The organism is Streptomyces sp. NPDC000983 (assembly GCF_040299205.1).
Taxonomy (GTDB): domain Bacteria; phylum Actinomycetota; class Actinomycetes; order Streptomycetales; family Streptomycetaceae; genus Streptomyces.
In genome coordinates, this window is record NZ_JBEPBM010000008.1 from 17,679 (window position 1) to 42,051 (window position 24,373).

At 71.0% G+C, this 24,373-nt stretch carries 22 protein-coding genes and 1 pseudogene; 17 read left to right on the forward strand and 6 right to left on the reverse strand.

The annotated features are described in order from the left end of the window. Positions 1 to 261: 261 nt before the first annotated feature. Genes dnaK through ABT296_RS11310 form a run of 4 tightly spaced genes read left to right on the forward strand, consistent with a single transcriptional unit; the run spans position 262 to position 4,433 of the window. Positions 262 to 2,100 carry a molecular chaperone DnaK gene (gene dnaK / locus ABT296_RS11295; RefSeq protein WP_351925706.1) on the forward strand — a complete coding sequence of 613 codons (1,839 nt, stop codon included), beginning with the start codon at positions 262 to 264 and terminating at the stop codon, positions 2,098 to 2,100. Next, the gene (gene grpE, locus ABT296_RS11300) at positions 2,097 to 2,759 is read left to right on the forward strand and encodes a nucleotide exchange factor GrpE (protein ID WP_351925708.1); all 663 of its coding nucleotides are present in this window, start codon (positions 2,097 to 2,099) and stop codon (positions 2,757 to 2,759) included. Before dnaK ends, grpE begins: the two co-directional genes overlap by 4 nt. 33 nt (positions 2,760 to 2,792) lie before the next feature. Further along, positions 2,793 to 3,977: a molecular chaperone DnaJ gene (gene dnaJ / locus ABT296_RS11305; RefSeq protein ID WP_351925710.1), complete on the forward strand. Its 1,185-nt coding sequence runs from the start codon at positions 2,793 to 2,795 to the stop codon at positions 3,975 to 3,977. Between the two features lie 6 nt (positions 3,978 to 3,983). Then, positions 3,984 to 4,433, forward strand: a complete 450-nt coding sequence (locus ABT296_RS11310) for a heat shock protein transcriptional repressor HspR (protein ID WP_351925712.1) — start codon at positions 3,984 to 3,986, stop codon at positions 4,431 to 4,433. 137 nt (positions 4,434 to 4,570) lie between these two features. Here the strand turns inward: ABT296_RS11310 and ABT296_RS11315 are convergent, their stop codons facing one another. After that, positions 4,571 to 5,992 (reverse strand): fibronectin type III domain-containing protein, encoded by a 1,422-nt coding sequence (locus tag ABT296_RS11315; protein WP_351925714.1) that lies wholly within the window; start codon positions 5,990 to 5,992, stop codon positions 4,571 to 4,573. A gap of 298 nt (positions 5,993 to 6,290) precedes the next feature. Here ABT296_RS11315 and ABT296_RS11320 point away from each other — a divergent pair, with 298 nt between their 5' ends. Together ABT296_RS11320 and ABT296_RS11325 are read left to right on the forward strand one after the other, a co-directional pair. Continuing rightward, entirely contained in the window at positions 6,291 to 7,400 is a 1,110-nt protein-coding gene (locus tag ABT296_RS11320) for a substrate-binding domain-containing protein (RefSeq protein ID WP_351925716.1), read from the forward strand. 307 nt (positions 7,401 to 7,707) lie between these two features. Continuing rightward, on the forward strand, positions 7,708 to 8,730 hold the full coding sequence (locus ABT296_RS11325) for a helix-turn-helix transcriptional regulator (RefSeq protein WP_351925718.1): 1,023 nt from the start codon (positions 7,708 to 7,710) through the stop codon (positions 8,728 to 8,730). An 11-nt stretch (positions 8,731 to 8,741) separates the two neighbouring features. Here the strand turns inward: ABT296_RS11325 and ABT296_RS11330 are convergent, their stop codons facing one another. Beyond that, the gene (locus ABT296_RS11330) at positions 8,742 to 9,746 is read right to left on the reverse strand and encodes a helix-turn-helix transcriptional regulator (RefSeq protein ID WP_351925720.1); all 1,005 of its coding nucleotides are present in this window, start codon (positions 9,744 to 9,746) and stop codon (positions 8,742 to 8,744) included. A gap of 362 nt (positions 9,747 to 10,108) precedes the next feature. Here ABT296_RS11330 and ABT296_RS11335 point away from each other — a divergent pair, with 362 nt between their 5' ends. Then, positions 10,109 to 10,447: a hypothetical protein gene (locus tag ABT296_RS11335; RefSeq protein WP_351925721.1), complete on the forward strand. Its 339-nt coding sequence runs from the start codon at positions 10,109 to 10,111 to the stop codon at positions 10,445 to 10,447. Positions 10,448 to 10,598: 151 nt separating this feature from the next. Here the strand turns inward: ABT296_RS11335 and ABT296_RS11340 are convergent, their stop codons facing one another. Beyond that, positions 10,599 to 11,009 carry a pyridoxamine 5'-phosphate oxidase family protein gene (locus ABT296_RS11340; RefSeq protein WP_351925722.1) on the reverse strand — a complete coding sequence of 137 codons (411 nt, stop codon included), beginning with the start codon at positions 11,007 to 11,009 and terminating at the stop codon, positions 10,599 to 10,601. Between the two features lie 119 nt (positions 11,010 to 11,128). Between ABT296_RS11340 and clpB the strand changes: the two genes are divergently transcribed. After that, positions 11,129 to 13,726 carry an ATP-dependent chaperone ClpB gene (gene clpB, locus ABT296_RS11345; protein WP_351925724.1) on the forward strand — a complete coding sequence of 866 codons (2,598 nt, stop codon included), beginning with the start codon at positions 11,129 to 11,131 and terminating at the stop codon, positions 13,724 to 13,726. Between the two features lie 54 nt (positions 13,727 to 13,780). On the opposite strand, the gene ABT296_RS11350 is transcribed toward clpB, so the two are convergent. Further along, complete coding sequence (locus tag ABT296_RS11350) at positions 13,781 to 14,266, reverse strand: hypothetical protein (protein ID WP_351925726.1); 486 nt, start codon at positions 14,264 to 14,266, stop codon at positions 13,781 to 13,783. Between the two features lie 135 nt (positions 14,267 to 14,401). Between ABT296_RS11350 and ABT296_RS11355 the strand changes: the two genes are divergently transcribed. Further along, positions 14,402 to 14,932: a YbjN domain-containing protein gene (locus ABT296_RS11355; protein WP_351925728.1), complete on the forward strand. Its 531-nt coding sequence runs from the start codon at positions 14,402 to 14,404 to the stop codon at positions 14,930 to 14,932. A gap of 90 nt (positions 14,933 to 15,022) precedes the next feature. On the opposite strand, the pseudogene ABT296_RS11360 reads toward ABT296_RS11355, so the two are convergent. Continuing rightward, positions 15,023 to 15,469, reverse strand: a pseudogene (locus tag ABT296_RS11360) (aminotransferase class I/II-fold pyridoxal phosphate-dependent enzyme); the annotation flags it as partial. Positions 15,470 to 15,631: 162 nt separating this feature from the next. Here ABT296_RS11360 and ABT296_RS11365 point away from each other — a divergent pair. Together ABT296_RS11365 and ABT296_RS11370 are read left to right on the forward strand one after the other, a co-directional pair. Beyond that, entirely contained in the window at positions 15,632 to 16,117 is a 486-nt protein-coding gene (locus ABT296_RS11365; RefSeq protein ID WP_351925730.1) for a prevent-host-death family protein, read from the forward strand. Continuing rightward, positions 16,114 to 16,464, forward strand: coding sequence for a hypothetical protein (locus ABT296_RS11370; RefSeq protein ID WP_351925732.1), 351 nt, complete (start codon positions 16,114 to 16,116; stop codon positions 16,462 to 16,464). The genes ABT296_RS11365 and ABT296_RS11370 overlap by 4 nt, the downstream gene beginning before the upstream one ends. A gap of 105 nt (positions 16,465 to 16,569) precedes the next feature. Here the strand turns inward: ABT296_RS11370 and ABT296_RS11375 are convergent, their stop codons facing one another. Next, positions 16,570 to 17,760 carry a pyridoxal phosphate-dependent aminotransferase gene (locus tag ABT296_RS11375; protein WP_351925734.1) on the reverse strand — a complete coding sequence of 397 codons (1,191 nt, stop codon included), beginning with the start codon at positions 17,758 to 17,760 and terminating at the stop codon, positions 16,570 to 16,572. Positions 17,761 to 18,633: 873 nt separating this feature from the next. Between ABT296_RS11375 and ABT296_RS11380 the strand changes: the two genes are divergently transcribed. The 6 genes from ABT296_RS11380 to fbaA all read left to right on the forward strand — a co-directional run bounded on the left by ABT296_RS11380 (position 18,634) and on the right by fbaA (position 24,326). Then, complete coding sequence (locus tag ABT296_RS11380) at positions 18,634 to 19,191, forward strand: DUF2617 family protein (protein ID WP_351925736.1); 558 nt, start codon at positions 18,634 to 18,636, stop codon at positions 19,189 to 19,191. Positions 19,192 to 19,252: 61 nt separating this feature from the next. After that, positions 19,253 to 20,890: a polyamine aminopropyltransferase gene (locus ABT296_RS11385; RefSeq protein WP_351925738.1), complete on the forward strand. Its 1,638-nt coding sequence runs from the start codon at positions 19,253 to 19,255 to the stop codon at positions 20,888 to 20,890. Between the two features lie 79 nt (positions 20,891 to 20,969). Further along, the gene (locus ABT296_RS11390; RefSeq protein ID WP_351925740.1) at positions 20,970 to 21,752 is read left to right on the forward strand and encodes an SRPBCC family protein; all 783 of its coding nucleotides are present in this window, start codon (positions 20,970 to 20,972) and stop codon (positions 21,750 to 21,752) included. Positions 21,753 to 21,791: 39 nt separating this feature from the next. Further along, complete coding sequence (locus ABT296_RS11395) at positions 21,792 to 22,580, forward strand: aldose epimerase family protein (protein ID WP_351925742.1); 789 nt, start codon at positions 21,792 to 21,794, stop codon at positions 22,578 to 22,580. A 10-nt stretch (positions 22,581 to 22,590) separates the two neighbouring features. Continuing rightward, positions 22,591 to 23,139, forward strand: a complete 549-nt coding sequence (gene pyrE, locus ABT296_RS11400) for an orotate phosphoribosyltransferase (protein WP_351925744.1) — start codon at positions 22,591 to 22,593, stop codon at positions 23,137 to 23,139. Positions 23,140 to 23,303: 164 nt separating this feature from the next. Beyond that, positions 23,304 to 24,326, forward strand: coding sequence for a class II fructose-bisphosphate aldolase (gene fbaA / locus ABT296_RS11405; protein WP_351925746.1), 1,023 nt, complete (start codon positions 23,304 to 23,306; stop codon positions 24,324 to 24,326). Positions 24,327 to 24,373 lie beyond the last annotated feature (47 nt).

Sequence of the window (24,373 nt, forward strand, 5' to 3'; positions counted from 1 at the left end):
TGTGTCGCTGAGGGTTGCCTTAAGAGGCGATCGCGTTATTCACCTCAAATTAGTGCATAGGCCGCTAATTTGGAGCCGCGGTGCACGGGGCCCCTCCGCATTCCGCCCTGGTCCCGCCGACCCTGTCCGTGCAGCTCGGGGCCCGGTTGCGCGTAAGGAGCGGATAAGAGTTGAGCCTCACAGACTCAGGTCTGTTGACCGGGCGGGGCCGGTCGTGCACACTTGAGTCCGTTCCACTCAAGTCAGCTGGAGGAATCAACCATGGCACGTGCGGTCGGCATCGACCTGGGCACGACTAACTCCGTCGTCAGCGTTCTTGAAGGCGGCGAGCCCACCGTCATCACCAACGCAGAGGGCGCCAGGACCACGCCGTCCGTCGTCGCCTTCGCCAAGAACGGCGAGGTGCTCGTCGGCGAGGTGGCCAAGCGTCAGGCGGTCACCAACGTGGACCGGACGATCCGTTCGGTGAAGCGTCACATGGGCACCGACTGGAAGATCGAGCTCGACGGCAAGGTCTTCAACCCGCAGCAGATGTCCGCGTTCATCCTGCAGAAGCTCAAGCGCGACGCCGAGTCGTACCTGGGCGAGAAGGTGACCGACGCGGTCATCACCGTCCCCGCGTACTTCAACGACTCCGAGCGCCAGGCCACGAAGGAGGCCGGCGAGATCGCCGGTCTGAACGTGCTGCGCATCGTCAACGAGCCGACCGCGGCCGCGCTGGCCTACGGCCTCGACAAGGACGAGCAGATCATCCTCGTCTTCGACCTCGGCGGCGGCACCTTCGACGTCTCGCTGCTGGAGATCGGCGACGGCGTCGTCGAGGTGAAGGCCACCAACGGTGACAACCACCTCGGTGGTGACGACTGGGACCAGCGCGTCGTCGACTACCTGGTGCAGCAGTTCAAGTCCGGTCACGGCGTGGACCTCGCCAAGGACAAGATGGCGCTGCAGCGTCTGCGCGAGGCCGCCGAGAAGGCGAAGATCGAGCTGTCCTCGTCCTCCGAGACCTCGATCAACCTCCCCTACATCACCGCCTCCGCCGAGGGCCCCCTGCACCTCGACGAGAAGCTCACCCGCGCCCAGTTCCAGCAGCTGACCGCGGACCTGCTGGAGCGCTGCAAGACGCCGTTCCACAACGTCATCAAGGACGCCGGCATCTCGCTCAGCGAGATCGACCACGTCGTCCTGGTCGGCGGCTCGACCCGGATGCCCGCCGTCGCCGAGCTCGTGCGCGAGCTGACGGGCGGCAAGGACGCCAACAAGGGCGTCAACCCGGACGAGGTCGTCGCCATCGGCGCCGCACTCCAGGCCGGTGTCCTCAAGGGCGAGGTCAAGGACGTCCTGCTCCTCGACGTCACCCCGCTGTCCCTCGGTATCGAGACCAAGGGCGGCATCATGACCAAGCTCATCGAGCGCAACACCACGATCCCGACCAAGCGGTCCGAGATCTTCACGACGGCCGAGGACAACCAGCCGTCCGTGCAGATCCAGGTCTACCAGGGCGAGCGCGAGATCGCGGCGTACAACAAGAAGCTCGGGATGTTCGAGCTGACCGGTCTGCCGCCGGCGCCGCGCGGTGTCCCGCAGATCGAGGTCGCCTTCGACATCGACGCCAACGGCATCATGCACGTGACCGCGAAGGACCTGGGCACGGGCAAGGAGCAGAAGATGACCGTCACCGGTGGCTCCTCGCTGCCGAAGGACGAGGTCAACCGGATGCGCGAAGAGGCCGAGAAGTACGCGGAGGAGGACCACGCCCGCCGCGAGTCCGCCGAGACCCGCAACCAGGGCGAGCAGCTCGTCTACCAGACGGAGAAGTTCCTCAAGGACAACGAGGACAAGGTCCCCGGCGACATCAAGACCGAGGTCGAGGCCTCCGTCGAGGAGCTGAAGGCCGCGCTCAAGGGCGAGGACACCGCCGAGATCCGCACCGCCACCGAGAAGGTCGCCGCGGTCTCGCAGAAGCTGGGCCAGGCCATGTACGCCGACGCCCAGGGTGCCCAGGCCGCCGGCGGCGCGTCCGCCGACGCCCCGAAGGCCGACGACGACGTCGTCGACGCCGAGATCGTCGACGACGAGCGCAAGGACGGTGCCGCGTGACGGAGGAGACCCCGGGCTTCGAGGAGAAGCCCGACGTCCCCTCCGGCGCCACCCCTGAAGACGCCGAGCCGAAGGCCGCCACCCCGCCCAACGGCGAGGGGGCGGCCCCGGCCGGGGACGTAACCGCAGACGCCGGCCTGATCGCCCAGCTGGACCAGGTCCGTACCGCGCTCGGTGAGCGCACCGCGGACCTCCAGCGGCTCCAGGCCGAGTACCAGAACTACCGCCGCCGCGTGGAGCGGGACCGGATCACGGTCAAGGAGATCGCCGTCGCGAGCCTCCTGACCGAGCTCCTGCCCGTGCTCGACGACATCGGCCGCGCCCGGGACCACGGCGAGTTCGTCGGCGGCTTCAAGTCCGTCGGCGAGTCGCTGGAGACCGTCGCGGCCAAGATGGGTCTTCAGCAGTTCGGCAAGGAGGGCGAGCCCTTCGACCCGACGATCCACGAGGCCCTGATGCACAGCTACGCGCCGGACGTCACCGAGACGACCTGCGTCGCGATCCTCCAGCCGGGGTACCGCATCGGCGAGCGCACCATCCGCCCCGCGCGGGTGGCCGTCGCCGAGCCGCAGCCCGGCGCCCAGACCGTCAAGGCGGACTCCCCGGAAACCGCGGAGGCGGGCGACGACAAGGAGAGCGGTGGCCCGGACGAGGGCTGAGCTTGAACCGATGAGGAAGGAGGGACGTCGAGGATGAGCACCAAGGACTTCATCGAGAAGGACTTCTACAAGGTCCTCGGCGTCCCCAAGGACGCCACCGAGGCCGAGATCAAGAAGGCGTACCGGAAGCTCGCCCGCGAGTTCCACCCGGACGCCAACAAGGGCAACGCCAAGGCCGAGGAGCGCTTCAAGGAGATCTCCGAGGCGAACGACGTCCTCGGCGACCCCAAGAAGCGCAAGGAGTACGACGAGGCTCGCGCCCTGTTCGGCAACGGCGGGTTCCGCCCGGGGCCGGGCGCGGGCGGCGGCAACTTCAACTTCGACCTGGGCGACCTCTTCGGAGGCGGCGCCCAGGGCGGCGGCGCGCAGGGTGCCGGCGGCTTCGGCGGCGGACTCGGTGACGTCTTCGGGGGCCTGTTCAACCGGGGTGGCTCCGGCACCGGCCGGGTGCAGCCGCGGCGCGGGCAGGACATCGACACCGAGGTCACGCTCTCCTTCACCGAGGCCATCGAGGGGGCGACCGTGCCCCTGCGGATGTCCTCGCAGTCCCCGTGCAAGGCGTGTTCGGGCACCGGCGACAAGAACGGCAACCCCCGGGTCTGCCCGACCTGCGTCGGCACCGGACAGGTCGCCCGGGGCTCGGGCGGCGGCTTCTCGCTGACCGACCCCTGCCCGGACTGCAAGGGCCGCGGCCTGATCGCCGAGGACGCCTGCGAGATCTGCAAGGGCAGCGGCCGGGCCAAGTCCTCGCGGACCATGCAGGTGCGCATCCCGGCCGGGGTCAGCGACAACCAGCGCATCCGGCTGCGGGGCAAGGGCGCGCCCGGCGAGCGGGGCGGCCCCTCCGGCGACCTGTACGTCACGGTCCATGTGGACGCGCACCCGGTGTTCGGCCGCAAGGAGGACAACCTCACGGTGACCGTCCCGGTGACGTTCGCCGAGGCGGCGCTCGGCGGGGAGGTCAGGGTGCCCACCCTGGGCGGCCCGCCGGTCACCCTCAAGCTGCCCCCCGGCACCCCCAACGGCCGTACCATGCGCGCCCGCGGCAAGGGCGCGGTCCGCAAGGACGGCACCCGGGGCGATCTGCTCGTCACGGTCGAGGTGAGTGTTCCGAAGGACGTGACGGGGAAGGCTCGTGAAGCGCTGGAGGCGTATCGCGAGGCGACCGCGGGTGAGGACCCGCGGGCGGAGCTGTTCCAGGCCGCGAAGGGAGCTTGATGCCAGATGGAAGGCCGTCGACGCAATCCGTATGAACTGACCGAGGAGACCCCGGTCTACGTCATCTCGGTGGCGGCCCAGCTCTCCGGCCTGCACCCGCAGACGCTGCGCCAGTACGACCGGCTGGGCCTGGTCTCCCCGGACCGCACCGCGGGCCGGGGCCGGCGGTACTCGGCCCGCGACATCGAACTGCTGCGCACCGTCCAGCAGTTGTCGCAGGACGAGGGCATCAACCTGGCCGGCATCAAGCGGATCATCGAACTGGAGAACCAGGTCGCCGCCCTCCAGGGCAGGGTGGCCGACCTCCAGTCGGCGCTCGACGGCGCGGCGGCCGCGATGCAGCAGCGGGAAGCGGCGGTCCACGCCTCGTACCGCCGCGACCTGGTCCCGTACCAGGAGGTCCAGCAGACCAGCGCACTGGTCGTCTGGCGCCCGAAGAGGCAGCAGGGCGACTGACGCCGGATCAAGTCACGCAAGGGGCCGCGGGTTTCACACCCGCGGCCCCTTCGTCGTGCCGTGCCACGTCTCGCTCTGGTGAAGCGATCCAGTGGTTGGGGAAGCCGGGCCCGTTTCGCCGGGCCCGGCTTCTGCGGTCACCGCGTCAGGTCCAGCTCCGTCGCGACGACGACCTGGGCCTCGCCGGTCATCTCGAAGGTGTGGTTCCAGGAGGAGTCGACGGCGTCGACGATGAAGCAGCTCTCCTCGCCGTCCGGCTCGGTCCGGTATGCGTACGAGGTGGTGTCGGCGCTGACGTAGTAGCCGGCGGAGAGGGAGCACACCCGCTCCTCCTCGTCGCCCCACAGCTCGCCCCGGCGGACGACGTAACGTGCGATGTCCTCGGCCGGGCTGGGGTCCCAGGTGACGTGGAAGCCGTACTCGGTCGGGGTGACCTCGACGCCGGTCACCGGGGGCGGCGGGGTCTCGTCGCGGCGCTTGCCACTGACGGCGGCGGAGCGGGCGGACTCGTTGCCGGCCGTGTCGAGGGCGGTCACCCGGTAGTAGTAGGTGGTGTCCTGCACGGCCGTGGTGTCCGTGTGGGAGTCCCCGGTGGAGGTGCCGACCCGGGTGTACGTCCCGTCCGCGCTCGCGGACCGGTACACGCGGTAGGAGGCGGCGCCCTCGACGGTGCCCCAGGTGACCCACAGCCCGTCCCCGACGGACGCGGTGCGCAGGGAGCCGGGGACGGCGGGGGCCGTCCGGTCGGCGGTGGTGACCGCCGGTGCGGCCGTTCCGGGGGACTCGTTGCCGGCCCTGTCGTAGGCGCGGACGGAGTACTCGTAGGCGGCGCCGGTCACCGGGAGGGTGGCGTCCGTGTACGAGGTGGAGGTCGTCGTGGCGAGGGGCGTGGCCGGGTACGAGCCGCCCTTCGCCCGCCGGTAGACGCGGTACCCGGCGAGGTCCATCTCCGCGTTCTTCGCCCAGGTGAGCTTCGCCCTGCCGGTCGCCCGGTCGTAGGAGACGGTGGCGCCCGCCGGCGTGAGCGGATCGACCGCGTCCACGGACGCGGAAGTGCGCGGTGAATAGCCGAATGTGACCTTGGCACTGCCCGTCCAGTTGACGTAGTCGACGCGCAGGGTGTGCTTGCCCCTGGGGATGGTCACGTTGACGGTCTTGGAGACGGTCGACGAGCCGTTGGTCCACAGGCTGATCTTCCGGGCGTCGGCCGTGCCGGGGTCCAGGTAGACCCGGACGCCGTCCAGGCCGGACGCGCTGAGGGTGAAGGGGCCGCCGGAGCCGAAGTCGCGGGTGACGCTCCAGCGCACGCCGAAGTTGTTCGCGGGCAGCCCCGAGGCGGGCGCGCCGGTGCCCCAGTTCTGGTCGACGACGCTGTCGCAGTCGGTCCGCTTCGGGGTGCCGGAGAAGGTGGTGTTCGCGTAGAACGTCCGCTTGAACACCGGGGAGGAGCAGGTGACCGCGGCGGCCGCGGGGGTCGCGGCGGCGGTGAGGGTCGCGGCCGCGGTGACGAGCACGACCGACGCGGCGGCCGCCGCGGTCGTGCGTCTGGCTGGGTTCATTCGGTCCTCTGAGTCGTGAGCGAACAGCTGAGCGAAGGCTGTCGTGATCACGACGCACAGGTGTGCGCATTGGTTGTACGGAAAGTGGACTCCGGCTCTCCGGAGGGGGCGGTGGAGAGTCCGTAACGGGTGTTTGGAGGCGATTCCGCCATACCTTCACAACTCAAGCGGAGCGTGGCGTTGCGGGTTCGTTAAGTGATTCCGCTTGACGCTGGGGGGTGCCGCCGCGTTGGCTTTTCAGTCACCTGGGTCGTAATGCTGCGCCCGCGTCCGGAAGGCACCAGAAGTGAGTTCCCCAATGCGTCGTATCGCCATATCCGTGGCCGCGTCCTCGATGACCCTTTCGCTGTCCGCCTGTGGCGCCCTCGGTGTGTCGGGGGACAGCGCCGACGCGAGCCCGACCAAGGGCGACGACATCACGGTGGGTCTGCTGCTGCCGGAGACGGCCAACACGCGGTACGACAAGTTCGACCACCCGATCATCCGGGCCAAGGTCGCCGAGCTCACCGACAACAAGGGCCAGGTCGTCTACTCCAACGCGGACGCCGACGCCGGTGAGCAGAGCAAGCAGATGCAGAAGATGATCGACGACAAGGTCGACGTCATCCTGCTGGACGCCGTGGACTCCAAGGCCATCGCGACCGACGTGGAGAAGGCCAAGGAGGCCGGCATCCCGGTCATCGCCTACGACCGCCTCGCCGAGGGCCCGATCGACGCGTACATCTCCTTCGACAACGAGCTGGTCGGCGAGGTGCAGGGCCGGTCGCTGATGGCCGCGCTCGGCGGTGACGTCGACACCTCGACGAAGATCGTCATGATGAACGGCTCGCCGACCGACCCCAACGCCAAGCAGTTCAAGGCGGGCGCGCTCTCCGAGCTCAACGGCCAGGTGACGATCGCCAAGACCTACGACACCACGGACTGGAAGCCGGAGAACGCCACGGCCAACATGACCGAGGCGATCAACGAGATCGGCGCGTCCAACATCGCGGCCGTCTACTCCGCCAACGACGGCATGGCCGCCGGTGTCATCAAGGCCCTGGAGGCCGCGGGCGTCACCGAGCTGCCCCCGATCACCGGCCAGGACGCCGAACTCGACGCCGTGCAGCGGATCGTCACCGGCGAGCAGTACATGAGCGTCTACAAGTCCTACCCCGAGGAGGCGGAGGCGGCGGCCGAGATGGCCGTGGCCAAGGTCCAGGGCAAGGACATCAAGTTCGACTCCCTGACGGCGGACCGGGTCGACAGCCCCACCGCCAAGGACATCCCCTCCCAGCTCGTCCCCGTGGTCGCGCTGACCCGGGAGAACATCATCGACACCGTTGTCAACGACGGCATCTACAAGATCTCCGAGATCTGCGCCGCCAAGTACGAGGCGTCCTGCGACGAGATCGGCCTCAAGGAGTAGCCGATCCGCCCCACGCGTCAGTGCCCCGACCGGACCGCCGGCCGGGGCACTTCGTCGTGCCCGCAGGGGGTGTCGGCCGCCGTTCCTCTTGGCCCGAGGAGGCGCCGCCGAAGCGGTGAGCGACGTCGTCCGCTTGCGGAGCCGGCGGGTGGGGCGGGGCCGCGGGAGCCGGGGGCGTGTTGCACCGGCGGGCCCCTCCGCGCATAGTTGCCGTGCGGAAGTCACGGGCGTCGCCCGTGGACGCGGGCGCAGGGATCGAACACCGCGGCATCGTGTGCGGTGAGGACGGGGCAGCCAGGGGTGGGCGATGGCCGGGCACGGGACGGACGGGCATCCACACGGCGCTGACCGGCTGTGCGAGGCCGGGGACCGGGTGTACTCCAGGGCCGTACGGCGGGGCCGGGTGCTCCGGGCGGACGCGGACGCGGTGCCCTGCCTGCTGGAGCTGGCCCTGCTGCACCCGGACCCGGACGACATGGACTGGCTGGTGCCGACCTCCCCGCAGGAGGTCATGACCCGGCTGCTGCGCGGGGTCTACGACGAGGTCAGCGCGAGCCAGCACCGGATGGGCTCGGCGGTCGCGGCCTTCGAGTGGTACGCGGGCCTGGGCCCGCAGCCGCACGGCGCCCCGGGCGAGGGCGCGGCGATCCGGGTCCTGGACGGGCTCTCCCGCATCCAGGCCGCCATGGACCAGGCGACCGCCGCCTGCACCACGGAGGTGCTCACCGTCCAGCCGGGCGGCATCCGCCCCGAGCACGAGCTGACGGAGGGCCTGCACCGGGCGACGGCCCTCCGGGGGCGCGGGGTCCGGATGCGCGACCTGTACACCCATGTCGCCCGGCACGGGCAGGGGCTGCTCAACTACCTGGAGCTGATGGGCGACGCGGTCCAGGCGCGGACCCTGGAGGAGGTCATCGACCGGCTCATCCTCTTCGACCGCACGGTGGCCTTCATCCCCGCCAACGCCGACCGCACCCTGGCCCTGGAGCTGCGCCACCCGGCGCTGGTGCAGTACCTGGTGACGGTCTTCGAGCGGCTGTGGCGGCTGGCGATCCCGCTCACCGCGCCGCTGCCCGAGACCGGCATCGAGGGCATCTCCTACCGGGAGCGGTCCATCGCCGCGCTGCTCGCCGAGGGGCACCAGGACGCGGTGATCGCCGAACGCCTCGGCATCAGCGTCCGCACCTGCCGCGCCCATATCGCCCGGCTCTCGGAGACGCTCGGCGCGGCCAGCCGTACCCAGCTGGGCGTCCGTATCGCCCAGGCCGGCCTCGACGGGCCGCCCCGGTCGTTCACCCTGCCCGGTCAGGAGGCCCCGACCGCCCCCTGAGCCGGGGCCGTTCAGGGGTCGAGGTCCCCCGACGGCAGCGGTTCGTCGGACTGCAGGATGCCCGACCGGGCTATCAGGAAGCCCAGTTGGGCGCGGCTGCCGCTGCCGAGGGCGGTCGCGAGTTTGGCGATGTGCGCGCGGCAGGTGCGCACGTTCATCCCCAGGCGCCGGGCGATCGCCTCGTCGACGTAGCCGTCGACCAGGAGCTTGGCGATGGAGTGCTGGATGTCCGTGATGCCGTCGGGAGCGGTCTCGTAGGGGGCGCCGGCGCTCAGCGGGACGGCGCGGCCCCACATGAACTCGAAGACCTTGATCAGGTAGCGGACCAGCCCGGGATGACGCAGTTCGAGCGCGATCTCCCCGTCGTCGCGGGTGGGGATGAAGGCCACGGTCTCGTCGCAGATGATGAGGCGCTCGACGAGTTCGTCGATCGTGCGGTACTCCACCTTGCCGTCGGTGAACTGGGCGACGTAGGCCAGTGTCTCGGGGCTGTAGCGTGCAGGATGTTGATACAGGGTCCGGATGCGGCAGCCCCGCTCGATCAGCGGCCGGTCGCGTTCCAGGGCCTTGGTGAGGGTACGTTCCATACGGCGGCGGCTCGGCTGGACGGTGAGCATCTCGTGCTTGCACTGGGAGGTGGCGAGGTCGAGGGCCACGTTGATGCGTTCGAGGCCCTCCAGCACGGTGATGGCGTGCGTCGGGGCCGCCGACTGGGCGCTGAGGGCCATGAACGGCTCGAACGCCTCGGTGAGGCTGACGGAGAGCCGTCTGCGCTCGGCTATCTCCCGCTCCAGCGGGTTGAGCCGCTGGGCCAGGGCGACCGACGGGGGCAGCGGGCGGAGCCAGTTGGGGTCGTCAGGATCCGGGTGGAGCAGCGCGGACTCCATCAGGCAGGGAGCCGGTTCCGCGTCGGAGCGCGCGATCCGTCCCATGCGCAGGGCGGTGGCATAAAGACGGCCACCTTCCTCGCACAGGTCGGTCTCGGCGTGGGGATGCGTAGTGTTGGTCGGATTCATCCTGAAATCTCCACCCCCCAGGGTCCTGAACATGCAGGAACATGATGCACCGATCGTGTGGCCATGACGTGCCTGAATGAGCCATCGTCGTAGTCGACGGGGGAGAGGTGACCTTCAGTGAGGACGAAGCCGACCATGCAGAACACGATGCTTCGCTCGGCGCTCGCCGCTGCCTTCTCCGCTGTTGTGGCTCTCGGGGTGCTGAGCGGCCTCTCGGCGACGAAGGGCGACGCGCTCGGGGACAGTAGCTGGCGTTCGGGAACTGTGGCCGCCCCCGGGGACAGCAGTTGGGCGATCGTTGCGTCCGAGAGCCCGGCCGACAGTTCGTGGGGTACGGACGACAGCAGTTGGAGCGCTCCGGCATGACGACCCCACCCGACGACCGCTCCTTCCGTCGCGAAATGGCCACCGCCTACCGCTCCGGCTGGCACTTCATCGATCTGGTCACCGCCATCCCCCACTCCGGTGACTCGCTGATGGTGACCGTCTTCGGAGAACCGGTAGTCGTCACCCGGGACGAGGACGAGGACGTGCGGGCCTACCGGTGCCTGCGGCGGCCCCGCGGTGCGCCACAGCCGGTGCGATGTGCCATTCGCTACGGAATGATCTTTGTGAACCTGGATCAGCGGGACCACCAGCAGCTGGTGGAACCGGAGGTCTCGGCCACCCCGACCATCTCAGCCACCCCCCGCAGTGCCTGACGCGATTCCCCCGTCGTAACAGATCGCTCAGGTGCTTCCCCCCGCAGCGGCGTCACCGTGACCTGAACACGGTGACGCCGCTGCAGTTTCACCGGGTACATCCGGGTATCCGCAGGCCCGCTCGCTGGCCGAAAACCATCGGTCCCACGGTTCAGCCCCGCCCCATGGCCCGCGTCAGTTCGATCTCGATCACCACGCGCGCGGGGTTCGGCGAGGGTTGCCGTTCGTAGCGCTCGGCGTACCGCCGCACCGCCTCCGCGACCCGCTCCGGTTCGGTGCGCACCCGCGCCACCCCCTCCAGCGTCGCCCAGCGCTTACCGGCCATCTGGCACACCGCGACCCGGGCCCCCTCGGGCCCGGCGGCCAGGATGTTGCGCACCTTCCGGCTCGACCCGTTGGTGATCACCCGCGCCAGCCGCGCCTCGGGGTCGTAGGTGACCCCCACCGGCACCACGTGCGGGCTGCCGTCCGGGCGCGGGGTGGTCAGGGTGCACAGATGCCGTTCCCGCCAGAAGGTGAGGAAGGGCTCGTCGGGGGTGCCGGGGTCCACGGAGTAGCTCATGGGCCGGAACTTAGTCGCCGGAACCGCCCCGGCACCTACTTGAGTGGAATAGACTCAACTTTGTGTACGTTGCTTGAGTCAGCGTGGATGAGGGCTGCCGACAGGAGGAGAACGCACCAGTGGACGCAGAGCTGACCAACCGGAGCCGGGACGCCATCAACGCGGCGAGCAACCGGGCCGTGACCGAGGGCCATCCGGACCTCACCCCCGCCCACCTGCTGCTGGCCCTGCTCCAGGGGCGCGAGAACGAGAACATCACCGACCTGCTGGCGGGCGTCGAGGCCGACCAGGCCGCCGTCCGCGCGGGCGCCGAGAAGGTGCTCGCATCGCTGCCCAGCGTGACCGGGTCGACGGTCGCGCCGCCGCAGCCCAACCGCGAACTGCTCCAGGTGATCGCCGAGGCGCAGGCGAAGGCCCGGGAGCTCGGCGACGAGTACCTCTCCACCGAGCACCTGCTGATCGGGACCGCGGCGAAGGGCGGCCCGGCCGGCGACGTACTCTCCGCACAGGGCGCCACCGCGAAGAAGCTGCTGGAGGCGTTCCGCAAGGCGAGGGGAGGACGTCGGGTGACCACAGCCGACCCGGAGGGCCAGTACAAGGCCCTGGAGAAGTTCGGCACCGACTTCACGGCCGCCGCCCGCGAGGGCCGGCTCGACCCGGTCATCGGCCGGGACCAGGAGATCCGCCGGGTCGTCCAGGTGCTGTCGCGCCGTACGAAGAACAACCCGGTGCTGATCGGCGAGCCCGGCGTCGGCAAGACCGCCGTCGTCGAGGGGCTCGCCCAGCGGATCGTGAAGGGGGACGTGCCCGAGTCGCTGAAGGAGAAGCGGCTGGTGGCGCTGGACCTCGGCGCGATGGTCGCCGGGGCCAAGTACCGCGGCGAGTTCGAGGAGCGGCTCAAGACGGTCCTGGCGGAGATCAAGGACTCCGACGGGCAGATCATCACCTTCATCGACGAGCTGCACACCGTCGTGGGCGCCGGCGCCGGCGGGGACTCCTCGATGGACGCGGGCAACATGCTCAAGCCGATGCTCGCCCGCGGTGAGCTGCGCATGGTCGGCGCCACCACCCTCGACGAGTACCGCGAGCGGATCGAGAAGGACCCCGCCCTGGAGCGGCGCTTCCAGCAGGTGCTGGTGGCCGAGCCCACGGTCGAGGACACCATCGCGATCCTGCGCGGGCTCAAGGGCCGCTACGAGGCCCACCACAAGGTGCAGATCGCGGACAGCGCGCTGGTCGCCGCCGCCACCCTCTCCGACCGGTACATCACCTCCCGCTTCCTGCCCGACAAGGCCATCGACCTGGTCGACGAGGCGGCCTCCCGGCTCCGGATGGAGATCGACTCCTCGCCCGTCGAGATCGACGAACTCCAGCGCTCCGTCGACCGGTTGAAGATGGAGGAGCTGGCCCTCAGCAGGGAGACCGACGCCGCCTCCCGCGAGCGCCTGGAGCGGCTGCGCCGCGACCTCGCCGACCGGGAGGAGGAGCTGCGCGGCCTCAACGCCCGCTGGGAGAAGGAGAAGCAGTCCCTCAACCGGGTCGGCGAGCTGAAGGAGAAGCTCGACGGGCTGCGCGGCCAGGCCGAACGGGCCCAGCGCGACGGCGACTTCGACACCGCCAGCAAGCTCCTCTACGGCGAGATCCCGGGCATGGAACGGGACCTGGAGGAAGCCTCCCGGGCCGAGGAGGAGGCCGCCGTGGACACCATGGTCAAGGAGGAGGTCGGCGCCGACGACATCGCCGACACGGTGGCCGCCTGGACCGGCATCCCGGCCGGGCGCCTGCTGGAGGGCGAGACGCAGAAGCTGCTGCGCATGGAGGAGGAGCTGGGGCGGCGGCTGATCGGCCAGCCGGAGGCGGTGCGGGCGGTCTCGGACGCGGTGCGCCGCACCCGCGCGGGCATCGCCGACCCCGACCGGCCCACCGGGTCCTTCCTCTTCCTCGGCCCGACCGGCGTCGGCAAGACGGAGCTGGCCAAGGCGCTGGCCGACTTCCTCTTCGACGACGAGCGGGCCATGATCCGCATCGACATGTCGGAGTACGGCGAGAAGCACAGCGTGGCCCGTCTGGTCGGCGCGCCCCCCGGCTACGTCGGCTACGAGGAGGGCGGCCAGCTGACCGAGGCGGTGCGCAGGCGCCCGTACTCGGTGGTGCTGCTGGACGAGGTGGAGAAGGCGCACCCGGAGGTCTTCGACGTCCTGCTCCAGGTGCTGGACGACGGCAGGCTGACCGACGGCCAGGGCCGCACGGTCGACTTCCGGAACACGATCCTGGTGCTCACCTCGAACCTGGGCAGCCAGTACCTCGTCGACCCCCTCACCAGCGAGGAGGAGAAGAAGCAGCAGGTCCTGGAGGTGGTCCGCACCGCCTTCAAGCCGGAGTTCCTCAACCGGCTCGACGACCTGGTGGTCTTCTCGGCGCTGTCCAAGGACGAGCTGGGCCGCATCGCCCGCCTCCAGATCGACCGGCTGGCCAAGCGCCTCGCGGAGCGCCGCCTCGCCCTGGAGGTCACCGACGCGGCCCTGGCCTGGCTGGCCGAGGAGGGCAACGATCCGGCCTACGGCGCCCGGCCGCTGCGCCGGCTGGTCCAGACGGCCATCGGCGACCGGCTGGCCAGGGAGATCCTGGCGGGCGAGGTCAAGGACGGCGACACGGTCCGCGTCGACGTCTTCGGCGACGGCCTGATCGTGGGCTCGGCGACCGGCAAGACGCTGTAGCGCCGCCTGCGTACGACGGCCCGCCCCAGGAAGGTTCGGGGCGGGCCGTCGGCGTCACATCGTGTACGCGGAGAAGTGCACCAGCGCGGTCGTGGCGTCCTCGTTCACCACATTGACCTGCACCACATGGGCGCCCGCGTCGGGATGCCCCGCGGGGTCCTCGGCGGTCAGGCACAGATCCGCCTCCCACACCCCGCAGCCCCCCGTCTCGGGCGTCGGCGCGAACGGGTACGACATTTCCAGCCACTGAGCCACATCGGCCCGGGGCATCCGGAAGTGGGCGCTGTAGTGGAGGTCCTGGAAGCCCTGTCCCTCGCAGGCCCCGACCACCTCGGCGCCGCCCGGCAGCTCGGCCCCGCCGAAGTGCAGGACGTCCGCGCAGGGCACCGGCTCGGGGCCGCCGCCGAGCGGGTCGTCGCTCACCGCCCACAGCAGACCCAGGACGACGACCCCCGCCAGCGCCAGCCCCGGCAGCAGCAGGATCGCGGCGACGATCCCCCACCGCGTCCGCCCCCGCGCCCCCTCCGGTGTTCCGTACACGTTCCCCCGCCCTTCACCCGGCCCGCGCCATCCGGCCAGATCATGTCAGCCGAGGGCTGACAGGCCCTGTCGGGCTTGCCACCCCCCTCCCCGCATGGGAGAGGATGGCGGAATCCGTACGAAGGGAAAAACACGGTGAGCATCGACCCGTCCTCGATTCCGAACTTCGGGGGCCAGCCCGAGCCGCAGCCCCAAGGACCGGCGGGCCCCGTCGTCCCGGATCAGGACCTCGTAAAGCAGCTCCTCGACCAGATGGAGCTGAAGCACCTCGTCGACGAGGAGGGAGACCTCGTCGCGCCGTGGGAGCAGTTCCGCACGTACTTCATGTTCCGAGGTGAGGGAGACCAGCAGGTCTTCTCCGTGCGGACCTTCTACGACCGCCCGCACAAGATCGAGGAGAAGCCGCAGCTCCTGGAGTCCATCGACGACTGGAACCGGCGCACCCTGTGGCCCAAGCTCTACACCCACACCCACGACGACGGCACCGTCCGCCTCATCGGTGAGGCGCAGATGCTGATCGGCACCGGTGTGAGCCTGGAGCACTTCGTCTCCTCCACGGTCAGCTGGGTCCGCGCCGCGATCGAGTTCGACAAGTGGCTCGTGGAGCAGCTCGGCCTGGAGCAGGAGATCGACGACGCCGAGAAGCCCGAGGGCGACGAGGAGTAACCGGCACTCCTCCACGACACGAGAGCCCGACCGGGGCACCGGCCACCCAGGCCGCGCCCGGGGCGGGCTCTTGCCGTCTCCCGGGGCGCTTCAGCCCGCGAGCCGCTTCAGCCGCTGCGCCGCCTCCTGGAGGACCTCGGTGCGCTTGCAGAACGCGAAGCGGACGAAGGGCGCGCCCGCGTCCCGGTGGTCGTAGAAGACGGCGTTGGGGATGGCGACGACTCCGGCGCGCTCGGGCAGGGCGCGGCAGAAGGCGAAGCCGTCGGTCTCGCCGAGGGGGCGGATGTCGGTGGTGATGAAGTAGGTGCCGGCCGAGGTGAACACCTCGAAGCCCGTCGCTTCGAGCCCCGCCGCGAGCAGGTCCCGCTTGGCCTGCATGTCCGCGCGCAGCCCGGTGAGGTAGGAGTCGGGCAGCGCGAGCGCCTCGGCGACGGCGTACTGGAACGGCCCGGAGGAGACGTAGGTCAGGAACTGCTTCGCCGAGCGCACGGCCGCGACCAGGCCGGGCGGGGCGGTCACCCAGGTCATTCCGTGTCCATGCACCCATTCGTTGTCGGGTCAGGTCGGCACCCCCGTGAACTCGGCGGCGGCACAGTAGCAGCGTCGGAAGGGGGCGGGCCCTGTCGCAGGAGTAGGGCTTTCAGTTGCTACGCACCTCGCCTGATAGAAATCAGAGCACAATCAGAGTACGGTCTGAGTATGAGCATCGCGCCCTTGGCATTCGAATCGGAGTCTGTCTCGTTCACCGATCTGTCGCGGAACCCGAAGGCTGTCGCAGCCAGGGCCGCCGCCCTGGGATGCCTGCGTGTCACGCACCGAGACGCGCCCGACATGGTGTTGACCACGGCCATATACGCAGAGCGCGCCGAGGAGAACCTGACCACGGCGTCCCGCCTGTTCCTTGCGTTGTTGAAGCAGGACGACGGTGCGAAGTCGCTTTTGCTCGCGCTGCCCGAGGTGTTCCCGTGGGTGCGCCACCTGGACGCTGAGGAAGTCCGGGAATTCACTGTCGAGCTTCTGGAAGCGCTGTCCGACGCCGCTGAACTGGGCGCCAGGGAGGCTGTGCACCGGGCGATCGTCTCGTGGCGGGCCACCGCCCGCATCAACGCCGACCCTGACCAGCTCAGGGAAGCACTCCGTCCGCTTGGTGCCGTAGACCTCGGCCCGGTCGAGGTGTATGAGTGAGCCCGAAGAAAGGCGATCGGGTCAGCGTCCCTCCGCTGAGCGGCTGGAACGTCATCCACGGGACGACGGAGGCCGCGACCGGTTGGGAGGAGCTGTGCAGGGTGGCGTTGCCGAACGCGCATCGCTGTCTGGAAGCCCTTCGCGCAGACCCGCTGTCGCGGGCCAACTGGAACCGTCAGCACCAGCTCCGAGGCAGACACGCCACCAGGGAGTGGAAGGGCTCCGAACTGGAGCAGTGGGAGTACGAAATCACCAGCGGTGGCAGGGTCCGCTACCTGGTCAGCGCGGACACCTCGACCGTGATCCTTGTGTACGCCTCTCCGCGACACCCGAAGGACACCGAGTAGCCGCGGGCGGTTCGCGCTTCGAGGAGGTGGAGCCGACGCTTGGCTCACGGGGCTCCTCCGGTGTGGGCCGGAAGAGCACGGAGCAGCCCACGGACTGTAAGGCTGTTACGCGGCCAGCGACTTGAGCCGGGAGACCGCCTCCTCCAGCACCGAGGTCTGCTTGCAGAACGCGAACCGCACGAACGGTGCTCCCGCTTCCCGGTGGTCGTAGAACACCGCGTTCGGGATGGCGACGACTCCGGCGCGCTCGGGCAGGGCGCGGCAGAAGGCGAAGCCGTCGGTCTCGCCGAGGGGGCGGATGTCGGTGGTGATGAAGTAGGTGCCGGCCGAGGTGAACACCTCGAACCCGGCCGCTTCGAGCCCCGCCGCGAGCAGGTTCCGCTTGGCCTGCATGTCCGCGCGCAGCCCGGTGAGGTAGGAGTCGGGCAGCGCGAGCGCCTCGGCGACGGCGTACTGGAAGGGCCCGGAGGCGACGTAGGTCAGGAACTGCTTCGCCGAGCGCACGGCCGCGACCAGGCCGGGCGCGGCGGTCACCCAGCCGACCTTCCAGCCGGTGAAGGAGTACGTCTTGCCCGCCGAGCCGATGGTGACCGTCCGCTCCCGCATCCCGGGGAAGGTTGCTAGCGGCAGATGCTCGGCCCCGTCGAAGACCAGGTGCTCGTACACCTCGTCGGTGACGACCAGCAGATCCCGCTCGACGGCCAGCTCGGCCACCGCGGCCAGCTCCTCGCGGGTCAGGACGGTGCCGGTCGGGTTGTGCGGGGTGTTGATCAGCAGCAGCCGGGTGCGGTCGGTGACGGCGTCCCGCAGCTCGTCCAGGTCCAGCCGGAAGCGGCCCTCGGACGGGCGCAGGGTGACCGGGACCCGGCGCGCGCCGGCCATCGCGATGCAGGCCGCGTAGGAGTCGTAGTACGGCTCCAGCGCCACCACCTCGTCGCCCGGCTCCAGCAGGGCCAGCAGCGTCGCCGCGATCGCCTCCGTGGCGCCCGCCGTCACCAGCACCTCGGTGTCCGGGTCGTACGTCAGCCCGTAGTGGCGCCCCTGGTGCGCGGCCACCGCCTGCCGCAGCTCGGGCACGCCCGGGCCCGGCGGGTACTGGTTGCCGCGTCCGTCGCGCAGCGCGCGCACCGCCGCCTCCCGGATCTCCTCGGGCCCGTCCGTGTCGGGGAATCCCTGGCCCAGGTTGATGGATCCGGTCCGCAGGGCCAGCGCCGACATCTCGGCGAAGACCGTCGTACCGAACTCGGCGAGGCTGCGGTTGAGAAGGGGACGCGCGCTAGAGGTCATGCCGGCCATCCTGCGCCGAAGCTCTGGAGTTCCTCAACTCTGCTTTGGGTGCCGGCCGGGGAGGGCATCTCCCGGTCACGCAGCTGGCGAGGCGCCCACGGGGGGCCGCTTCGGGGGAGCTGCCCGGCAATGGAAGGAGGGTGACGTCATGGTCATCGGCATCATCCTGCTCGGTCTTTTCCTGGCCCTGCTCGTGGTGGCGGGCGTGCGCGGCGCCGGTCGTGGGGGGCGGGTGCGGTCCACCAGTGGGCGCCGCAGCCACAGCCACAGCCGCAGCCGCAGCCGGAGCGACTCGGGTGACAGCTCCGGGAGCTGGTGGGTCGGCGGAGGGGACTCCGGCGGCGGCTCGTCGTGCGGGGGAGGCTCGTCGTCCTGCGGGGGCGGGTCGTCGTCCTGCGGTGGTGGCGGCGGAGGCGGATGCGGGGGAGGCAGCTGACACGGGGCAGCTGAGCTCGTACCCGGCACCGCGTCCGGACGACGGGGCCCACCTACGGGGGTGGGCCCCGTTCGTGTGCTCACCCACGGGCGGTCCCGTTCGTGGGTGAGCACCCATGGGGGCGGCCCCGTTCGTGTGTGCACACCACACCCGTACGCTCCGGCGTGCGCACCGGGCGACACAACGCGCGCGGTTGTTGAACAGTTGAGCTGTGGGGCCCTCTGAGGGATGGAAACCCCACGAAGTTGGGTAAAAACGCTGTGGCGGCGCCACCGTTCATGATTCCCTCTACAACACCAACGCGGCCCCTCGGACGTCCCACGGCCATCCCCCTCATATCGCCGGCAGGGCCGACCGGGCCGATCTCCCGGTGACGGCCGGCGTCGCGCCGGACCTGTATCTCCCTCCCCCTCCCCCCTTTCTTTGCGTGCTTGCGGAGCCGATCCATGCTCACGACCCTGAACACCTCCTACACCGACACGCGCGCGGCCGATCTCGCCTGGGCCCTGGGGCGCGAACCCCTCCCCGCCCTGGCCACGCTCGACCTCGAACTGTCCGGAGCGAAGCTCCAGTTGCGGCTGCTCGGCGCGTCCCACCAGGTGCTCCTCGAAGAGGAACGGGGCAGTTGTTCGGAGACGGTGGCCTGTATCCGCGGCAGCAGCACCCCCCTCCCGCTCGGTGTCGCCAAACGGATCGGCGACTGGGAGTACGAGTTCGCCGCCCGGGTCGAGGTCCTGGCGCCGGGTCAGTTCGCGGGCCGCGCACAGGAGTTGCTGGCCCTGGTCGCCGACCACCCCAACGGGCTGGCCGGTGTCTTCCCCGGCAGCCCGCACGCCTTCACCGCGATGCTGGCCCACTGGCACGAGGGCCAGGTGCACTGGCGGACCTGGCACGCCTACCCGCAGGACGGCCAGTTGGTCGCGACCCGGACCAGGGCCGGGGTCCGGGTTCCGGCGGGCGCGCTGAGCGCGTCGGGTGCGCAGGGGCGTTTGGAGGCCGTTTAGAGGGCCAGTTCCACACTTGTGGGTGACAAAGCGTGACCCTCGCGTAACGTAACGTCGCAGCGTGATCGAAGCGCACCCGCCCGCCCCACCGGGCGCCCCGCCGCCCCGGGACGGCCCGGCGCGGCTGCCCGTCCGGCCGGCGACGGGACGGCTGCTGGTCCTCGCCTGCGTCTTCGTCTGTGCCGCCTGCGGACTCGTGTACGAACTCGAACTGGTCGCCCTCGCCTCCTACTTGATCGGCGACTCGGTCACCCAGGCGTCCGTGGTGCTCTCCGTCATGGTCTTCGCGATGGGCCTCGGCTCCCTGGTCGCCAAACGCCTGCGGTGGCACGCCGCCGCCGGGTTCGGCGCCATCGAGACCGTGCTCGCCCTGGTCGGCGGGTGCAGCGCGCCCGCGCTGTACGCGGTGTTCGCGTGGACCGGCGACTGGGGCGGACCGTGGAGCGAGGGCCCCCGGGTCCTGCTGGTCGCCTTCTCCCTCGCCATCGGCCTGCTGATCGGCGCCGAGGTGCCGCTGCTGATGGAGCTGATCCAGCGCATCCGGCGCCAGGACGCGGGCGGCGCGGTGGCCGACCTCTTCGCCGCCGACTACGTGGGCGCCCTCGTCGGCGGGCTGGCCTTCCCCTTCCTGCTGCTGCCCCTGCTCGGCCAGCTGACCGGCTCGCTGATCACCGGCGCCGTGAACGCCGTGGCGGGCGGCGCCCTCGTCCTCGGGCTGTTCCGCCGGGACCTGACCCGGCGCGCCTGCCTGCTGCTCCTCACCGCCAACCTCACGGTCCTCGCCGTCCTCGCGGCGGCCGCCCTGCACGTCGAGGACTTCGAACGGGCCGCCCGCCGCGCGGTGTACGGCGCCGACGTCCGGGTGGCGGTGCAGACCGACGTCCAGGAGGTGGTCCTCACCGGCGGCACCCACGGCCGCCCGGTCGACCTCTTCCTCGACGGCCGCCTGCGGGTCAGCGGGCGGGACGAGCACCGCTACCACGAGGCCCTCGTCCACCCCGCGATGAACGGCCCGCACGCGCGGGTGCTGATCCTCGGCGGCGGCGACGGGCTGGCGGCGCGCGAGGTGCTGCGCCACCCGGGCGTGCGGCGGGTGGACGTGGTGGAGCTGGACGCGGAGGTGGTCCGGCTGGCCCGCGAGGACCCGGCGCTGGCGCGCCTCAACGGCCGCGCCTTCGACGACCCCCGCGTCCACGTGGTCACCGAGGACGCCTTCCGCCATCTGCGCGAGCCGCCGCCGGACCGCTACGACGTGGTCGTCTCCGACCTCCCCGACCCGGGGATCACGGCGAGCACCAAGCTGTACTCGCAGGAGTTCTACGGCCTGGCCGCGCGGGCGCTGCGGGACGGCGGCCGGCTGGTGGTGCACGCCGGTCCGGTGGTCTCCCGCCCCCGGGTCTTCTGGACGGTCGAGGCGACGCTGCGGGCGGCCGGCCTGCGGACGGCGCCGTACTGCGTGGCGGGCCGGGACCCGGGGTTCGCGGCGGGCCCGGACCGCTCCTCGGGCCGGGGTGACGCGCCGCACGACTGGGGGTTCGTCCTGGCGGCGAAGGGCGCCCGGCCCCCGCTCGGGCTCTCCCCGAGGGGCCCGGACCTGCGCACACTGACCGGTGCGCGACTGCTGGAGGACGCGCGCGCGGCACGGGAGTCGAGGGTGCGGGGGCTGCCGCCGTCGACGCTGGTGCATCCGCGGTACTGAGGCCGCTCCACCCCGACGTGCCGGGAGATTACGCCGACGAGGGGTGCGGTGGCGGCTGTGCTGGGTAGGCTCGGCCGACATGGAGCTTGAGGTGTTCGTTCCGGTTGCCGCGGCTCGGCTGCGGGAGGCGCTCCGCGATCCCGCTCGGGTGGCCCGGGCGCTTCCCGGGTTCCAGCAGGACGCCGGGGCCCCGACGCCGATGTCCGGCCGGCTGAAGGTCCGCGTCGGCGGCCACACGATCACCTACCGGGGTGCTCTGACGGTCCTGGAGCGCCCGGACGGCTCGTACGTCGTGGAGGGAGACGCGACCGAGGCCCGGGGCACCGGCTCGGTGAAGCTGTCGCTGACGCTCCGGGTGGGCGACGCAGAGGACGGCTCGACCCTCACCGCCGAGGCCACGGCGACCGCGGACGGCCGTATCACCGCCCTCCCGCAGGACCAGATCGAGGCGGCGATGAAACGCCTGCTGACCCGCTTCACGGAGAACCTGGCCACGGCCCCCGAGGAACCCGGGGCCGCCGACGTCGAGCCCGCCCCACAGGGGTCACCCGCACCCGACGACGAAACCCGCACGAGCGGTGCGGGTGGGAACCAGGAACCGGCCGAAGGCGAAGCCGAGGCCGAGGCCGAACCCCCCGCCCCAGCGGCACAGGACGCCGCTCCCGAAGCCGCGCACGCCCGCCGCACCATGATCGGCCGCAGTGCGGAAGAGGTCGACCACGCCCCGCCCCGCGGCCGCTACGCCCCCGTCCCCGCCCCCCAGCCCGTACCGTCCGCCTCCGCCCTGCGCTGGGCCGCCCCCGCCGCCCTCGCCGTGGCGTCCGCGATCGTCGTCGGCCGGGTGCTCAGAAGGCGCCGCTGAGGTCACGGCCCTCTTGATCGCCCCAGATAGGGTCGTCCCGTGAGTAACGAAGACATCACGCTGACCGCGGGCGACGCGGAGGTGACCGTACAACCGGGCAACGGCGGCCGGATCGGCGGACTGCGGGTGGGCGGGACCGAACTCCTGCGCCAGGGGGAACGCTTCGGCTGCTTCCCGATGGTCCCCTGGTGCGGACGGACCAGGGACGGCCGCTTCCTCGACGGCGGCGTCGTACGGCAGATGCCGCTGAACGCCCCGCCGCACGCGATCCACGGCACCGCCCGCGACGGCGCCTGGCGCACCGCCCGGGCCGGCGCCGACGAGGCGGTCATCACGTACGACCTGGTGGAGCCCTGGCCGCACCGGGCGCGGGTCACCCAGGTCGTCGCCCTCGCCGAGGACTCGCTGACGCTGACCATGTCGGTGGAGACCTACCAGGACTCCTTCCCGGCGCAGATCGGCTGGCACCCGTGGTTCCACCGCACCCTCGGCGGCACGGACGTCACCCTCGACTTCTCGCCCGCCTGGCAGGAGGAGCGCGGCGCCGACCACCTGCCCACCGGCAAGCGGATCGATCCGGAGCCGGGCCCCTGGGACGACTGCTTCGGCATGCCGGAGGGCGTCGACGTCACCCTCACCTGGCCCGGACTGCTCGCGCTGAAGGTCACCAGCCCCGAGAGCTGGGTCGTCGTCTACGACGAGCAGGAGGAGGCGGTGTGCGTGGAGCCGCAGACCGGCCCGCCCGACGGCCTGAACACGCTCCCGCGCCTGGTCACCCCGCTGGAGCCGCTGGAGGCCACGACCACCTGGAGCTGGACCCGCCTCTAAGCTGTCGGACATGACGGACGTTCGCGGCGCGCTGCTGCAGCAGATCAAGGACAAGGCCGTGGTGCACGGCAAGGTGACCCTCTCCTCGGGGCTGGAGGCCGACTACTACGTCGACCTGCGCCGCATCACGCTCGACGGCGAGGCGGCCCCGCTGGTCGGCCAGGTCCTGCTGGACCTCGCCGCCGACCTGGAGTTCGACGCGGTCGGCGGGCTGACGATGGGCGCCGACCCGGTCGCCGCGGCCATCCTGCACGCCGCCGCCGCCCGCGGCCGCAAGGTGGACGCGTTCGTCGTCCGCAAGGCCGCCAAGGCGCACGGCCTCCAGCGCCGCGTCGAGGGCCCGGACATCGCGGGCCGCCGGGTCCTCGTCGTCGAGGACACCTCCACCACCGGCGGTTCCCCGCTGACCGCCGTCGAGGCGGTGCGCGAGGCCGGGGCCGAGGTCGTGGCCGTGGTGACGATCGTCGACCGGGCGACCGGCGCCGCCGAGAAGATCGAGGCGGGCGCGGGAGTGCCGTACCGCTTCGCGTACTCCAAGGACGAGCTCGGCCTGGACTGAGTCCGCCGGCCGGAGCCGGGGCGCGGCCGGGGGCTGAGACAGCTCTCGGAGCATCCCGGTTCGTCTGGAAGGATGTGGCCCGACGACGATGATGTCGCCTCCCAGGTCTAGGTCAGGGCCTTAAGAACGCAGAACGCCACCCGCACATCACAAGGAGCGGACAGATGCCCATCGCAACCCCCGAGGTCTACAACGAGATGCTCGACCGGGCGAAGGCAGGCAAGTTCGCCTACCCGGCCATCAACGTGACCTCCTCCCAGACCCTGCACGCTGCGCTGCGCGGCTTCGCGGAGGCCGAGAGCGACGGCATCGTCCAGATCTCCACCGGTGGTGCGGAGTTCCTCGGCGGCCAGCACAGCAAGGACATGGTCACCGGCGCCGTCGCCCTGGCCGAGTTCGCGCACATCGTCGCCGCCAAGTACGACGTGAACATCGCGCTGCACACCGACCACTGTCCCAAGGACAAGCTGGACGCCTACGTGCGCCCGCTGATCGCCGTGTCCGAGGAGCGCGTCAAGGCCGGCGGCAACCCGCTGTTCCAGTCGCACATGTGGGACGGCTCCGCCGAGACCCTCGCCGACAACCTGGCCATCGCCCAGGAGCTGCTGCCCCGCGCCGCCGCCGCGAAGATCATCCTCGAGGTCGAGATCACCCCGACCGGCGGCGAGGAGGACGGCGTCACCCACGAGATCAACGACGAGCTGTACACCACCGTCGACGACGCGCTGCGCACCGCCGAGGCCCTCGGCCTGGGCGAGAAGGGCCGCTACCTGCTGGCCGCGTCCTTCGGCAACGTGCACGGCGTGTACAAGCCGGGCAACGTGGTCCTCCGTCCCGAGCTGCTGAAGGACCTCCAGCAGGGCGTGGGCGAGAAGTACGGCAAGTCCAGCCCGTTCGACTTCGTCTTCCACGGCGGCTCCGGCTCCACCGCGGAGGAGATCGCCACCGCGCTGGAGAACGGCGTCGTGAAGATGAACCTCGACACCGACACCCAGTACGCCTTCACGCGTCCGGTCGCCGCCCACATGTTCCAGAACTACGACGGCGTCCTGAAGGTCGACGGCGAGGTCGGCAACAAGAAGACCTACGACCCGCGGACCTGGGGCAAGCTGGCCGAGGCCGGCATGGCCGCGCGTGTCCTGGAGGCCTGCGGCAACCTGCGTTCCACGGGCACCCGCATCAAGTAGTCCGCGGTACCCCACGAGCCCGGCGCCTCTCCTCGGCGCCGGGCTCG

Bases quoted from the DNA above. Each gene is read 5' to 3' on its own strand.
- ABT296_RS11375 (WP_351925734.1), bottom strand. From the start codon at position 17,760: ATGGCCGGCATGACCTCTAGCGCGCGTCCCCTTCTCAACCGCAGCCTC.
- fbaA (WP_351925746.1), top strand. From the start codon at position 23,304: ATGCCCATCGCAACCCCCGAGGTCTACAACGAGATGCTCGACCGGGCG.
- ABT296_RS11330 (WP_351925720.1), bottom strand. From the start codon at position 9,746: ATGAATCCGACCAACACTACGCATCCCCACGCCGAGACCGACCTGTGC.
- ABT296_RS11320 (WP_351925716.1), top strand. From the start codon at position 6,291: ATGCGTCGTATCGCCATATCCGTGGCCGCGTCCTCGATGACCCTTTCG.
- pyrE (WP_351925744.1), top strand. From the start codon at position 22,591: ATGACGGACGTTCGCGGCGCGCTGCTGCAGCAGATCAAGGACAAGGCC.
- ABT296_RS11380 (WP_351925736.1), top strand. From the start codon at position 18,634: ATGCTCACGACCCTGAACACCTCCTACACCGACACGCGCGCGGCCGAT.
- ABT296_RS11315 (WP_351925714.1), bottom strand. From the start codon at position 5,992: ATGAACCCAGCCAGACGCACGACCGCGGCGGCCGCCGCGTCGGTCGTG.
- ABT296_RS11310 (WP_351925712.1), top strand. From the start codon at position 3,984: ATGGAAGGCCGTCGACGCAATCCGTATGAACTGACCGAGGAGACCCCG.
- ABT296_RS11325 (WP_351925718.1), top strand. From the start codon at position 7,708: ATGGCCGGGCACGGGACGGACGGGCATCCACACGGCGCTGACCGGCTG.
- ABT296_RS11335 (WP_351925721.1), top strand. From the start codon at position 10,109: ATGACGACCCCACCCGACGACCGCTCCTTCCGTCGCGAAATGGCCACC.
- ABT296_RS11365 (WP_351925730.1), top strand. From the start codon at position 15,632: ATGAGCATCGCGCCCTTGGCATTCGAATCGGAGTCTGTCTCGTTCACC.
- ABT296_RS11340 (WP_351925722.1), bottom strand. From the start codon at position 11,009: ATGAGCTACTCCGTGGACCCCGGCACCCCCGACGAGCCCTTCCTCACC.
- dnaJ (WP_351925710.1), top strand. From the start codon at position 2,793: ATGAGCACCAAGGACTTCATCGAGAAGGACTTCTACAAGGTCCTCGGC.
- dnaK (WP_351925706.1), top strand. From the start codon at position 262: ATGGCACGTGCGGTCGGCATCGACCTGGGCACGACTAACTCCGTCGTC.
- ABT296_RS11390 (WP_351925740.1), top strand. From the start codon at position 20,970: ATGGAGCTTGAGGTGTTCGTTCCGGTTGCCGCGGCTCGGCTGCGGGAG.